The organism is Enterococcus sp. DIV1368d, assembly GCF_050542975.1.
In the GTDB taxonomy this organism is placed as follows: domain Bacteria; phylum Bacillota; class Bacilli; order Lactobacillales; family Enterococcaceae; genus Enterococcus_D; species Enterococcus_D casseliflavus.
Genome location: NZ_CP172939.1, coordinates 1406869 through 1420459, shown reverse-complemented (window position 1 = coordinate 1420459; position 13591 = coordinate 1406869). Strand labels below are relative to the sequence as shown.

Below are 13591 nucleotides of genomic sequence, written 5' to 3'. Positions count from 1 at the left end.
TTATTGACTATTTGACTGGCGGATCAACTCCTGCAGTTTGTCATAGGCGGCGCCCGAAGCGATACACGCCCGTGCCATCGCAAACCCTTCCGCTATCGTGGCGGCTTTGCCGTTAGCGTAAAAACCTAACCCTGCATTTAAGACCACCGTTTCTAGATAAACGGAGGGTTGATTTTTCAACACCGCAGTTAAGATCGCGGCGTTTTGAACGGCATCCCCGCCGACGATCGCCTCGATCGGTGCTGGCTTAAAGCCGTATGCTTGTGGATCCAAAGAAAAATTGGCTACCGCTCCTCCTTGATAAAAGCTGATCGCCGTTTCACCTGCCAAATTGGCTTCATCCATTCCGTTGCATCCATGGATCACCATTGCTCTTTGCCGACCAAGACTGCCTAACGCCTGAGCGGTGTCGGCCAAGCTCTCGCCTGCGTATGTCCCAATCAGTTGCGTAGTCAACGGAACAGGATTGATCAAGGGGCCTAATAGATTGAAAATCGTTGGCGTCGCTAATTCTTGCCGTATCTTCATCACTGCTTTCATGCCTGGATGCAACGAGGGAGCGAAGAGAAACGCGATGCCGACAGTCGTTAATAGCTCAGCGATTTTTTCTGGTGATGCTTGGATCGATACCCCCAAGCAGGCTAAGACATCGGCACTGCCTGAACGACTAGAAATACTGCGATTGCCGTGTTTTGCCATCGTGATTCCCCCGGCTGCTAAAACGAAGGCAGCCGTAGTGGAGACATTAAAACTATTGGAGTGGTCGCCGCCAGTGCCGCAATTGTCCATGGCGTCTCCTCCTTCATAAGGAATGGTCACGGCATGCTCTAACATAATTTCTGCTAAAGCAGTCAATTCGGCAGCTGTGATGCCGTTGATCTTCATAGCAACTAATGCTGCGCCCAATTGACTTTCTGAAAACACCCCGCTTAAAATTCCTTGAGCAAAGTGACGCATCTCCTGATAACTTAAATGACGGCCATTAAAAAGCTGCTGGGTGATTTGCTGTGGCTGCTGTATTTTGACTGCTTCCATAAAAAGTTCCTCCTTTTTCATTTGCTGCTTTTTGCTGAGTTTTCTGAAATGAGTTCAAGAAACCGTTGGATAAAAAACGCCCCTTCGTTTGTCCCCATTGATTCAGGGTGGAACTGGAGTCCTACGATCGGCTTTTGTCGATGCTGGATCGCCATGATGATCCCTTTTGTTTCAGCCAATACCTCAAATTGTGCAGGAAGGGTCGCTGGCTCAATAACCAGCGAGTGATAGCGCATGACCGTCATATCTCCTAGGTAGGTTTCGAACACGCCTTTTTTCTGATACGTAAGGCTCGATTGCTTGCCGTGCATAATAGCTGGTGCTTGGATCACTGTGGCACCAAACGCTTCCCCAATGGCTTGATGACCTAAGCAGATACCTAAAAGCGGCTTGCTATCGTGGTAGGCTTTGATCAAAGGAATCATGAATCCTGCCTCTGCGGGCCGTCCTGGTCCTGGGGAAAAAATGATGGCATCTGCTTCTTTAGCAACAAGGAAAAGGTCTGGATCATCATTTCGCAAGACGACTGTTTCTTCTGGACAGAGCTGGAGAAGATTGTAAGTAAACGAATCATAGTTATCGACGAGTAAGATCATTGGCTGACACCTCCAATAGTGCTTTGGCTTTGTGTAAGGTTTCGTGGTATTCCGATGAGGGATCAGAATCATAAACGACACCCGCCCCTGCCTGGACATAAGCAATCTCGTCTTTCAATACCAATGTCCGAATCCCGATGGCAAAATCCGCTTGACAATTTCGAGAAAAATACCCAACGGCTCCCGCATAGACCCCTCTTCGAACAGCTTCCCACTGATAGATGCGAGTCATGGCACGAATCTTTGGTGCCCCGCTGACCGTGCCTGCTGGCAGGGTTGCTTTCAAGGCATCCATTGCCGTCACACCTGCTCTGCGCTTAGCAGCCACCACCGAAACGATATGCATGACATAGCGGTATTTCTCGATCACCATGTATAAAGGAACATGAACCGTGCCATGTTCAGCGATTCGTCCCAAATCATTGCGCCCCAGATCGATCAGCATTTGGTGCTCTGCACGTTCTTTTTCATCTGCTAATAGTTCCGCCGCCAAAGCTTCGTCTTCTGCTTTGGTTGCCCCTCGTTTGCGGGTACCAGCGATTGGATTTGTGGTGATCGTTGTTCCTTGAACCCGAATCAAGCTTTCAGGTGAACTGCCGATCACTTTGAATCCGTGATCGAAATCAAGATAATAAAGGTAGGCAGACGGATTCGTCACTCGCAGTTTTCGGTAATAGTCAAAAGGATCTTGTGTAAATGCTGCTTGCAGACGTTGGGAAGGAACCACTTGAAACATATCCCCTGCCGTAATTCGGGCTTTTGCCTCACGAACGATCGTTTCATAGGCATGTTGGGTAACATTACTTGTAAAATGCAGCTTTTCATTCGATAACCCACGGGTCTCAGCTGCGACCGGTGTCCTTAATTGCTGCTGCACCGCTTGGAGTACCTGCTTCATCTCGGCGGTCCCCCTTTGGCTGTAGCAATTTTCAAGAATGATCGTTAAAGTTTCCGTCTGATGGTCCAAAACGAGAAAAGTTTCAAAAAGCCAAAAGGCCATATCAGGCACCTGCAATTCATCTGCGGGCAGTTGTCCAATATCTTCATAGCAAGCGGCGATATCATAGCCCGCATACCCGATCGCCCCACTTTGCAACGGCAGATCCGATAAAGCGGTGATTTCTTTTTTGACTACATACCGCTCCATTTCTTTTAAAGGGTCCTGACAGGGATACTTGTTGACCGTTTTTTCCAAAAGATCCTCCACTTGAAAAACACCATCCTTAAAGGTCAGTTTCTGAACAGGATCAAAAGTGAGGATCGAATAGCGTCCGGTATCTTCTTCTCTGGGAATACTTTCCAGTAAACATTTATGCGCCCCTTGAATCCGTAAAAACACTGAGACAGGTGTCAAACAATCGCTGTTGATTCGTTCCATTCGATACATAAGCTGCTCCTTTCTTTGTAAACAAAAAGCCCTCATGCAAACATCATAAAAACGTCTGCTTGAGGGCGAATGACCGCGGTACCACCTCAATTGAAAGTTGCCTAAAGAAACAACTTCTTCTCTATCAACCGTCTAACAACGGTCTTCCTCTATAACGGGAGTTCCCGCATTTTCCTACTGCCAAAAAAGGGTTCAAAAAATGATCGACTAAGGCCATTTCCTTGATTTCTTGGTATCGGACTCTCATCACCGCCGACTTTCTGTAACCAAAAAAGACTCAAGTACTTCTCTTAGTTTGATTTTACGTTTATTTTTCTATTGGTTGAAGGGCAAGAAAAACAAAAAAGCCCTCATGCAAACAAACTCGTCTGCATGAGGGCGATTACTCACGGTGCCACCTCAATTGGTTCTCTAGATCGTCTATCAACGATCGTTCTCTGTAACGGGAGATCCCGAAAAAAGCCTACTGATTTCAGCCTTTCGACACAAAAGTCCATTTCTGAAGCGTCAATCTGCTGATTTACACCACCATCAGCTCTCTGCAAGACGAACGTCCTCATACTTCTCTTTTGTTTGGTCTTTACTAGTTATTGGTAGCTATATTACGTGGCTTTTGCAGATCTGTCAACAGAAAAAAGCGAATTTTATTTTTTGACTCCTTTTGACAATACAAGAAAACAACCTACAATGGGTTGCCTTAACCAAAATAAAAAGACATTCTTTAGGACAAAAATCTCCTTCACTTCTTTCAGCGTACTTTATTATAGCTGCCACTCTATTTAAATAATATTTGTTTTTTTATAACCCTTGCGTGAAGATCAAAGAGTGAAAACTTTGCTATAATTTTGCCAAAAAATCGACATTTATCCAAAATTTTCATAACATCATGAAAAAACAAAGTTGTTATTTGAAATATTCTTCTATATGATTGAACCGAATGTAAGAAAGGGTGATTAAATGCACATAGACAAATTATATTTTTCCACCTTTATTTATAAAATGAGCTGCTTAGAATTTACTTACTCTCTCATTCGATCCAATGAGAAAAAAGTCGAATTATCCGAGGAAGAACAAGCAGAAATTGAATGGATCATCAATTCTGCGCTCCATCGAAAACTCTACGCCTCTCGCAAAAAGAGTCTTTTTTCCTCAAAAATAAAATTGTCGAAAGAAAGTTATTCTATGTATTTGCGAATGAAGAAATACGAACACATGATAGACCTCTAACCGTTAAAACACATAAAACAAACGCATTCCTTTAGACAGTTACTCAGAAGGTTGCCGATCCCATCTTTTTTAATAAAAAAAACATCATCCAGTGAATTGGAAATAGCAAAACTTGCCTTTTTCGTATAAAATCAAAAAGAACACGAAAGAGTTGTCTTTCATCAAAACAGTCAATGTGACTCTTTTGACCTTCAAGACTCGGAAAGGAAGTTTTTGTCATGGATGGGATGATGAAAAAAATCATTACGGAGAAGGATTTATTACGTCAGATCCTTCTCTTGGAACAACTGGCGAATCACAAAATGATCACTGCCAAGCAACTAGCAAAATTGATCGATACGACGGAGCGAACCGTTTTTTCCGATCTAACCTATATTCGCCAACAATTGCCTGATGGTTGGCAGATCGAAGCTGCCAGTAGTGGCTTTGCTCTGACCCATGATGGGCCATTGTTGATGAGTCAGCTCTGGGAAACGTTTTTCCCTCAATCGATCGGTGTTTCTTTGATGAAAGCATTGCTTTTTTCCAGCGAACTCCGTACGCAAGATATTCTTAGCCAAACAGGGACATCCTATGAGACCTTGCGACGACATGTGACAAAATTAAACAAAAGTCTCACTGATTTTTCGTTGCGGATTCGGATCACCAATCGCATGATCCGCTTTGAAGGAAGTGAGATCAACATCCGTGTTTTTTTTCATCGCCTGTTACTGCCATACACCCATAACAATTACTTTTTTGAGGAATATACGATTCATGAGTCCCACTATTTTCATTTCTTGGATCGCTTAGCAAAAGCCAAGCTGCAGATCGAAGTGGAACAAATCTACGGTACCTGCTGGTTTTTTATCAATACGATTCGCATCAAAGCCAATTGCCGTATCGATTCCTTTGAATTTCAAGGGGACGATCCCCTTTATAGCCTTTTCCAACAGCCATTAAGCCAGCTGTATCAAAAAGAAGGCGTTTATTTAGAACGCAGCGAACACTTCTTTAGCTTCTACTGCTTCTTAGAAAGTTGGAACTACAATAACGACTGGTCCGCAACGATCCAAGCAACCCTTGAATCCTACCAAACTATTTATCAGAAAACGACCCATTTTGTTGGAAAACTAGACCGCTTGTTGCAGTTGTCTTTAGCTAGTGATACACAACTGATTGAGAATCTACTGTTGCTTTTGATCAAATCGCAAGAGTCAGCCAAGCTCTCAGAATTGTTCGGGCTAGAATTTCACGAGATCCAACGGTTAAATCAACCCTATTCGCTATCGATCGAAGCGACGATCCATGACTTTTTAGAAGAGCAAACAGCCAGTCAATCGGAAATGAGTTTTCCATTATGGTCAACCACCACCTTACTGATCCAACAAGCGATTTTACAAATCAATCCCATTCGCGCAAAAGGATATTTTGTTTTCCAAGGTGAGCCTGCCTGGAAAGCTTATCTCCTGCAAGAATTGAATGACTTCCTCGGTGCCCGCATCCTTTTATCGGCGATCGAGCCTGGTCAACTAGAAGCGTTGGCGAAAATCGAGGTTGATTTTATTCTCTCAAATTTCCCTTTAGAGGAAGTATCTGTTCCAGTTTTTTACTTATCGATGGTACCAACGAAAAATGAGCTCAATCAAGTGACTGAGCTCATCCAAACCTATTATTTAAGTTATCACTAGAATCATCAAGCTGCCTTTATTGTTTCACTGGGGCGGCTTTTTGCCGTCCTTGCAGCTTGTTTGTAATAAATTTCTCACCTTCGACGACTGCGAAAAGGAGTGCGCCGTTAGCAGCGATACTCAACTGCTGCGTCAAGGTCAAAGAACCGATCCCTAAAAGCTGGTGCCCAAGAGGGGTTAGGAAAATCGCTGCCTGTAATACGATCAGCAGTGCCAGGGAGACTAAGAGTGCTTTATTGGCAAAGAGTTGGCGATTCAAGGCTGGCTTGACCAGCTCACGACAGTTCAACAAGTAGACTGCTTGAGCAAAGACGATACTTTGCAGTAGCATGCTTTGCTGAAGGACCGTTCCTTCAAACTGAATCGCTAAGATGTAGGAAGGAATCATGATCAACAGCGAGACGTAGAAGATGCGGAACAGACTGTACCAAGATAAGATACCTTCTTTGATTGGCCGTGGTGGTCGATTCATGACATCCGCACTTGCCTTTTCAAAACCGAGTGCGTAAGAAAGCGTGATCGTTGTAACCATATTTACCCATAAAATTTGGACAGGTGTCAGTGGTAGTGGTCGGTTCAACAAGAGTGCCGCAATAACGATCAATCCTTGGGCAACCGCAGTTGGTAAGAAGAAGTTGATGGTTTTCTTCAAATTATCGTAGATTCGACGACCCACTCGGACGGCATTGGCGATCGTATGAAAATTATCGTCTGCCAAAACCATATCGGCTGCTTGCTTGGTTACTTCACTGCCTTTGATCCCCATAGCGATCCCAATATCGGCTTTTTTCAGCGCTGGTGCATCGTTTACGCCATCACCGGTCATTCCGACGATCTCTTCATTCGCCTGCAAAGCACTAACGATCCGTAATTTATGCTCAGGGGTCGTTCGAGCAAAGATGTCTGTCTTTTGGACTGCTTGCTGCAATTCTTCCTCCGACAACAGATCGATTTCTAGCCCTTCCAACACGTGATTCGTGTGCTTCAAGCCAATTTGCTTGCCGATGGCTTGAGCGGTCTTGCCATGGTCTCCTGTGATCATTTTGACTTGGATGCCCGCTTGCAAGCACTCTTTTACCGCTTTGATGGCACTATCTTTCGGAGGATCAATGATGCCAGCGATCCCGACAAAGGTTAAATTGGTTAGCCCTTCGTGGGACAAGGATTCCTGTGCCGACAGCGTCAGATGCGCAAAGCCGATCAGCCGCTGCCCTTTCGCTGCTAATTTTACACTTTCATCTAACCACCATTGCTTTTGATCTGAAGTCAGTTGGCTTTTCTCAAGCAACACTTCGGGCGCACCTTTGACAAAAACTACCGAGGCATTCGGCTCTTCTTGATTTTGATGGCGTGTTGCCATGTACTTGTAAGAGGAACTAAAAGGAATCTTATCGACTGTTTTACGCAATGGTTGCTGCGCTGATTCTGCGTATTGTAACAAGGCTTTTTCGGTTGGGTTCCCAACCAGATCCGCAGCCTTTTGTCCTTCGTCTTGCTTCAAGTCTTGACAATTTGCCATGATATCAAGCACCGTTGCTTTATCCACGTTTGACTCAACTAAAACATCGACGACCGTCATTTCATTTTTGGTCAAGGTTCCTGTTTTGTCTGAACAAATCACCGTCATGGCACCTAGTGTCTCCACTGATGGCATCGTTTTGATGATTGCTTGCTCCTCAGACATTTCCTTGACACCCATCGATAAAATCATGGTCAGCACGGCTGGCAAGCCCTCAGGAATCATCGCTACCACTAAGGCGATACCTGATGAGAACAAGAGATCAAGATCAAAGCCGTAGCGGAAGGTAGTAAAGAAGATCAAGAAAACCACTAATCCGATAATGCCTTTAAAGATTTGGTGATTCAATTGCTTCATTTTTTTGATCAACGGGGTTTCTTGCGCTTTCACAGACTGAATTGCTTGATTGATCTGGCCGATTTGTGTATCGTCCCCTGTTTCAACGACGATCCCGCTGGCAGTTCCGCTTTCTACATGGGTACCAGAAAACGCCATGTTTCGCTGGTCGCCAATCGTACTTTCTTGAGTAATAGGCTCGGTCATTTTTTGAACAGGCTCAGATTCGCCAGTTAAAATCGACTCTTCAATCACAAGATCATGGGTTTCGATCAAGCGCATATCTGCTGGTACAACATCTCCTGGTCCTAAAACGACTAAATCTCCATTTACTAAGGAAGAAACAGCAATTTTCTTCTTGCGGCCGTGAACATAAATCGTTGCTTCTTGCCCCATGAACTGCTTCAATCCATCCAGTGATTCTTGGGCTTTGCGCTCTTGCCAGTAGCCGACGAATCCATTGATGACGACGACTGCCATAATAATGCCGCTTTCGATATAATCACCAGAAATCCCTTTTAAGACGGCTGCGACGATCAAGACCAACATCAGTAAGTCGGTAAAGTGCTTGCCGAATTTCTTCCATGTGGGGATCTGCGCTGCCTCAGTAATTGTATTTTCACCTTGCTTTGCTAAACGCTGGTTGCGTTCTTCGGAGGAAAGGCCCTGCCGTGTTGTTTGCAACGTGTGTAATAGTTCTTCTATTGTGTTTTTGTACCAATTCATATTTTTTTCCTCCTTGTTTATTTATTTGATCTGAACATAGTATAAGACATTGAAACCATAAAATTCTGGCGATAATTTCAGCGGGGCCTGAAAAAAATGAGTGCTTTTATTAAAGGGGAAGAGCGGCTTGGTCGCGTGGCTTCACACAACCAACTGAAAACGTCCGTTGATTGTTTTTGCAGGTGGAATCAAGTAAACTAGGACACACCCAATCAATTTCTATCTGTCCCATCATCCAAAGGCAAGATAGACGAAAGGAGCCAAAGAAATGGCAATCTATACCGATACAAAAATCGCTCAAGGACCTTTTCTTTTCATTTCTGGTCAAACGCCGTCGCAAGACGGAGCCACACCTGAGGACCCGCAAGAGCAAACAACCATCGTTTTGAAAAAGATCGAACAGCTACTATCAGCCAATCAGTTGACTTGGTCATCAGTGGTCAAAATGACCGTCTTTTTAACAGATGCTGCCTACTTAGCTGCTGTCCGTACGGCGTTTACAACTATTTTGGCAGAAAACAAACCAGCCATGAGTCTCGTCATCGTTGCCGGCTTGGTTGCCCCTGAATTTAAAGTAGAGATTGAAGCACAAGCTACCTTGGCTTAAGCACAGAGAGAAACACCAAAAAAACTTCGTACAAAAGGCAGTAGCCAATACGAAGTTTTTTTGGTGTTATCTTCTTATTCAGTCCTATTTGAAGCGTCTGATTCAGTCTTTTTTTGCCACTGTTCCACAAAACCAGCGATGGCTTGAGCAGTCTGTTGAGCATTCACTAAGGTTCGCTTTTTCTCCATCGCTTCTGTCAACGAAATCGGACCTTGCTGGATACAAAAGACGGCAGATAGTAGTTGCGGCAGTTTTCCTAGATCGTCGCTTCGGGAGCCGCAGATGGCAACAACCGGGACCTGATGTTTGTGGGCGAGCAACGTGACGCCATAGGGTACTTTTCCCCCAGCGGTTTGCCCATCGATGCGTCCTTCACCCGTGATCAACAAATCTGCTTCTTTGATTTTTTCCTCAAATCCAACCAATGAAGCGATCGTCGCAAATCCAGGAACCAATTGACCACCTGCCAAACGAACAGCACCACCAAGCCCACCTGCCGCACCAGCACCAGGGACTTCCAGATCGATCCCCGCGGTCCGCTTGATGTGCTCAGCCAAGCGCTTTGCCTGCTGATCCAACTGCTGGATCGTTTCTTGGGATGCCCCTTTTTGCGGACCAAAAACCTGCGCAAATCCCTGATTGCCAAAATAGGGATTCGTTACATCGGCTAATGCAAATAGGTCAATTTGTGCAAGCAGAGGGTTCAACTGGCTGAGCGCCAGAGATTCTGCTTGCAGCAAAGGATTGTTTTCCATCCGCTCGTTTCTTTGAATGGTTGCTCCTAGCGCAAGTAAAAAGCCTACGCCCCCATCAGAAGTGCCGCTACCGCCAAGGGTCAGGTAAATTTTTTTCACACCTTGCCTGCAAGCTGCTAAGACCATTTGGCCTAAACCAAAAGAAGAGCTATTGCGGGTGGTCTCGTCACTAGGTTCCACGAGTTGCAACCCAATCACTTCTGCAGATTCAATCAGGGCAATTTTTTCTTCCTTGATTTTTGTGACCAACATACGGGCTTGCAACTTACCGCCTAATGGAGCGGTCACTGAAACCGTTTCGTAATTGCCTCCCAGCGCAGCAATGACTGCTGCCATTGACCCTTCTCCCCCATCAGCGATTGGGATACTGCGTGTTTCCCACTGGTCTGAAAACCCGCTTAAGACCGCTTGATTTAGTTCTGCGGAAGTGGCACTTCCTTTGAAGGAATCGATCGCTGCTACAACTTTCAATTTTCTACCTCTCATTTACGATCATCTCTTTCCCAAAGATTGGAATACTTCGCCTTATAATCAACTTTTAGTTAATTAAATCAACCAAAAATTAACTAGCAATCCATTGTAAGTCATCTCTTATCCTCTTATGATAGAAGTATACCAAACAAACCTATCGGAGGTGCACTATGGACTTACCAATTGGCGAGGAAATCGCTCGGAGAAGAAAACAACGAGGTATTACCCAGCAAGAATTAGCAGTGTTTATGAATGTGTCCAAAGCATCCGTTTCGAAATGGGAAACGGGACAGTCTTATCCAGATATCACCTCGCTACCCTTATTAGCAGCGTATTTTGATTGCAGCGTCGATGAATTATTGATTTTGGACTCGCAGCTATCCCCTAAAGAGATCCAGCGAATCTACCAATTACTAAAAGACGCCTTTCAAACACAAACACCAACGGAAGTTCTCGCACTTGCTCAAAGTTTTACCAAGCGCTATTACTCTTGTTATCCATTCTTATTACAAATGGGGTCCTTTTACTTGAATCATTGGGATCTGCTGCCAGATGTCCCCGTAGAAGGCGTCCCGAAAGGGCAAACTTACGAAGACGCTTTGATGGAAGCAAAGAAAAATACCTATTTGAAGGAAGCAGAAACCCTGTACCAACGCATCATGGACCAAGGCGACAGTGAGCTGGCACAACAAGCGAAACAGATCGATGCTTATTGTCTTCTGATGAGAAACAAGCCAGAAGAAGTCTTGGCGATCCTTGGCACGAAAACTCTCTCGTTTTTACCCAGCGAACCGTTGATTGCCGCAGCATTTCAGCAAAACAATCAGTTGCAACAAGCTGAGCTCGTTACGCAAAGTGCGATTTACCAGTACTTAATTATTTCTATGAGTTTGCTAACGAATTATTTAGCAATGCTCACACAAGACGAGGAGCAACTGGAAAAAACCTTTGCACGTGGGCTGGCACTCAGCGAGAGCTTCCAACTGGCCCAGCTGCATCCTATTTCTTTACTGAATTTTCTAGCCGCTGGGATGGTTTCGTTTGCGGCTTTAGGAAAGGAAAGCTTATTGCTGCAAGCATTAACACTGTATGTCAAAACATTAGCAGACACGCCTGAGGAAATCGTTTTGAAAGGAGACGATTATTTCAACAGCATCGATGAGTGGATCAGCGAATTAGAATTAGGCAGTCAGATCCCGCGGAACTCAGGTAGTGTCAAAAAACAATTTCTCGAAATCGCGCAGTTCACATCATTATTTGAACCTTATCTGAAGCAACCACTATTTGAAGAATTATTTCAGCAGCTGCAAAAACTGTCCGAACAAGAAAATGAGCCACAAAGGAAGGCTTCACATGAATAATGTTTCACTAAATATACCAGAAAATATGTCTGATTATTTGCCCGTACTGATCCCCTTGATTGTTTTGCAATTGGTCTTGATCGTCTTGGCGGTTCGCGATATTTTAAAACAAGAACAGTTTAAATTCGGCTCCCGCATTCTTTGGCTTTTCATCGCCTGTTTTGTTAGCCTGATCGGTCCTATCCTTTATTTTGCTTTCGGAAAAGAGGACCAACAATGAAGATGATCGAGATCAACCATTTATCCAAGCGTTTTGGGCGCAAACAAGTGCTGCAAGACCTAACCTTTTCGGTTCCAAAGGGCAGCGTCGTGGGGTTTGTCGGGGAAAACGGCGCCGGCAAAACAACGACCATGAAGGCGATTTTAGGATTGCTCCCCATTGATGAAGGCGAAATCACTGTCTGTGGCGAACCAGTACAGTTTGGCTCAGCCAAGACCAATCGCTGGATCGGCTATTTACCAGATGTACCGCAGTTTTACTCGTTTATGACAGCTGTAGAATATTTGACTTTTTGCGGAAAGATCCAGCCCAATCAAGAACCTTTTCAGCCTCAGCGGGTGATGGAAGTTTTAGCGTTGGTAGGCCTGGAGGCTTCGAAACAAAAAATCGCTGGCTTTTCTCGCGGTATGAAGCAACGTCTCGGGTTAGCCCAAGCTCTGATCAACCGCCCCGCCATCTTGATTTGTGATGAGCCGACCTCTGCACTCGATCCTTTAGGTCGCAAGGCCTTTCTTGATGTATTGGCTAAAATCAAAGAAGAAACGACAGTTCTTTTTTCATCCCATATTCTCGCAGATGTCGAGCAGCTGTCAGATTACATTGCGATTTTGCACAAAGGCCAGATCCAGGCGTTTGAACCGATGGATTCCTTAAAAAAACGTTATCGAAAAACCGCCTTTGGGATTGTCTTTACCAACGAAGGTGACCATTCGAAATTTGCCAATCTGTTAGCATCCCACGGCATTGCGTCAGAAAGAAAGAACAATCAATTACTGATCGACGAAACTGCCGACACGAATGTTGGAAAGCAGTTGCTGCGATTGCTCAATGAACAACAGATAGTACCTGAATCCTTTCAACGGATCGAACCGACTTTAGAGGCGATTTATTTGGAGGTGATCAAATGAAGGTGTTTCTTGTTTTCTTAAAGAAAGAATTTCTCGGTGGTCTTCGCAGCAAAAAACTGCTGATTTGCTTGATCCTGTTTGCCCTGATTGGTATGCTTTCTCCCTTTACTGCCAAAATCATGCCAGATCTGATGGCCAGTATGATGCCGGAATCGATTGAAATCACGATTGCTGATCCGACATCGATCGATGCGTGGCTTCAGTTTTACAGCAACATCGGCACGATTGGTCTGCTAGTATTTGTGATTCTTTTTACCGATACGCTGTCAGCCGAAATAAATCAGGGTACCTTTATTCAGCTGATCACCAGAGGCTTACCAAAAACCACGATCGTCTGTGCCAAAGCTTGCTATTTAATGATTCTTTGGTCTTTGAGTTACCTCCTAAGTGCCAGTGTCAGTGCTTTTTATACCTTGATCTATTTCGATGATTCTAGCGCTGCTCAAGTTCCTAGCGCTTTGGTCAGCTATTGGCTTTTCGGTTTACTAGCAATCAGCATCCTGCTGCTAGGTTCCAGCTTTGCTAAAAGTATCTATCAAGGTTTGTTGTTTATTGGCGTCTGTTATCTGATGGGCATGTTAGGCAACCTATGGAGTCAAGTAACAAACTGGAATCCTTATTCCCTTTCCAGCCAATTTCCTAACTACTTAACCGACCAAATCAAACTAGGGGAACTGCTGCCAGCACTGTTGTTAACTTGCTTTTTGATCATCGCTTGTTTGACTGGTTCCATAGCTGTTCTAAGAAAAAGAAAATATTAAAAAACATCGGTG

Annotated in this window: 11 protein-coding genes and 2 other annotated features; of the genes, 6 read left to right on the top strand and 5 right to left on the bottom strand. The window is 44.5% G+C overall.

The genetic code is table 11. From position 1 onward, the window contains the following. Genes trpD through trpE form a run of 3 tightly spaced genes read right to left on the bottom strand, consistent with a single transcriptional unit; the run spans position 1 to position 3018 of the window. Positions 1 to 1035, bottom strand: a complete 1035-nt coding sequence (trpD, locus tag IGJ44_RS06530) for an anthranilate phosphoribosyltransferase (RefSeq protein ID WP_074535670.1) — start codon at positions 1033 to 1035, stop codon at positions 1 to 3. A 17-nt stretch (positions 1036 to 1052) separates the two neighbouring features. Then, entirely contained in the window at positions 1053 to 1631 is a 579-nt protein-coding gene (locus IGJ44_RS06525) for an aminodeoxychorismate/anthranilate synthase component II (protein WP_074535669.1), read from the bottom strand. Next, positions 1612 to 3018 carry an anthranilate synthase component I gene (trpE, locus tag IGJ44_RS06520; RefSeq protein ID WP_430606459.1) on the bottom strand — a complete coding sequence of 469 codons (1407 nt, stop codon included), beginning with the start codon at positions 3016 to 3018 and terminating at the stop codon, positions 1612 to 1614. The genes IGJ44_RS06525 and trpE overlap by 20 nt, the downstream gene beginning before the upstream one ends. Before the next feature lie 58 nt (positions 3019 to 3076). After that, positions 3077 to 3323: a binding site (T-box leader), on the bottom strand. 66 nt (positions 3324 to 3389) lie between these two features. Then, positions 3390 to 3602: a binding site (T-box leader), on the bottom strand. Between the two features lie 861 nt (positions 3603 to 4463). On the opposite strand from trpE, the gene IGJ44_RS06515 reads away from it, so the two are divergent. Further along, positions 4464 to 5915 (top strand): helix-turn-helix domain-containing protein, encoded by a 1452-nt coding sequence (locus tag IGJ44_RS06515; RefSeq protein ID WP_074535665.1) that lies wholly within the window; start codon positions 4464 to 4466, stop codon positions 5913 to 5915. Positions 5916 to 5931: 16 nt separating this feature from the next. Here the strand turns inward: IGJ44_RS06515 and IGJ44_RS06510 are convergent, their stop codons facing one another. After that, the gene (locus IGJ44_RS06510; RefSeq protein WP_167826710.1) at positions 5932 to 8496 is read right to left on the bottom strand and encodes an HAD-IC family P-type ATPase; all 2565 of its coding nucleotides are present in this window, start codon (positions 8494 to 8496) and stop codon (positions 5932 to 5934) included. 268 nt (positions 8497 to 8764) lie between these two features. Between IGJ44_RS06510 and IGJ44_RS06505 the strand changes: the two genes are divergently transcribed. Then, complete coding sequence (locus IGJ44_RS06505; protein WP_074535663.1) at positions 8765 to 9103, top strand: RidA family protein; 339 nt, start codon at positions 8765 to 8767, stop codon at positions 9101 to 9103. A 74-nt stretch (positions 9104 to 9177) separates the two neighbouring features. On the opposite strand, the gene IGJ44_RS06500 is transcribed toward IGJ44_RS06505, so the two are convergent. Next, entirely contained in the window at positions 9178 to 10329 is a 1152-nt protein-coding gene (locus IGJ44_RS06500) for a glycerate kinase family protein (RefSeq protein ID WP_167826879.1), read from the bottom strand. 170 nt (positions 10330 to 10499) lie between these two features. Here IGJ44_RS06500 and IGJ44_RS06495 point away from each other — a divergent pair, with 170 nt between their 5' ends. From IGJ44_RS06495 to IGJ44_RS06480, 4 genes are read left to right on the top strand one after another with little or no spacing between them, the layout of a single operon-like run. Beyond that, a complete protein-coding gene (locus IGJ44_RS06495; protein ID WP_430606457.1) occupies positions 10500 to 11690 on the top strand; it encodes a helix-turn-helix domain-containing protein in 1191 nt (396 codons plus the stop codon). After that, positions 11683 to 11910, top strand: a complete 228-nt coding sequence (locus IGJ44_RS06490) for a PLDc N-terminal domain-containing protein (RefSeq protein ID WP_167826712.1) — start codon at positions 11683 to 11685, stop codon at positions 11908 to 11910. The genes IGJ44_RS06495 and IGJ44_RS06490 overlap by 8 nt, the downstream gene beginning before the upstream one ends. Further along, positions 11907 to 12818: an ABC transporter ATP-binding protein gene (locus IGJ44_RS06485; protein WP_151195349.1), complete on the top strand. Its 912-nt coding sequence runs from the start codon at positions 11907 to 11909 to the stop codon at positions 12816 to 12818. The genes IGJ44_RS06490 and IGJ44_RS06485 overlap by 4 nt, the downstream gene beginning before the upstream one ends. Continuing rightward, on the top strand, positions 12815 to 13579 hold the full coding sequence (locus IGJ44_RS06480; RefSeq protein ID WP_167822892.1) for an ABC transporter permease: 765 nt from the start codon (positions 12815 to 12817) through the stop codon (positions 13577 to 13579). The genes IGJ44_RS06485 and IGJ44_RS06480 overlap by 4 nt, the downstream gene beginning before the upstream one ends. Positions 13580 to 13591 lie beyond the last annotated feature (12 nt).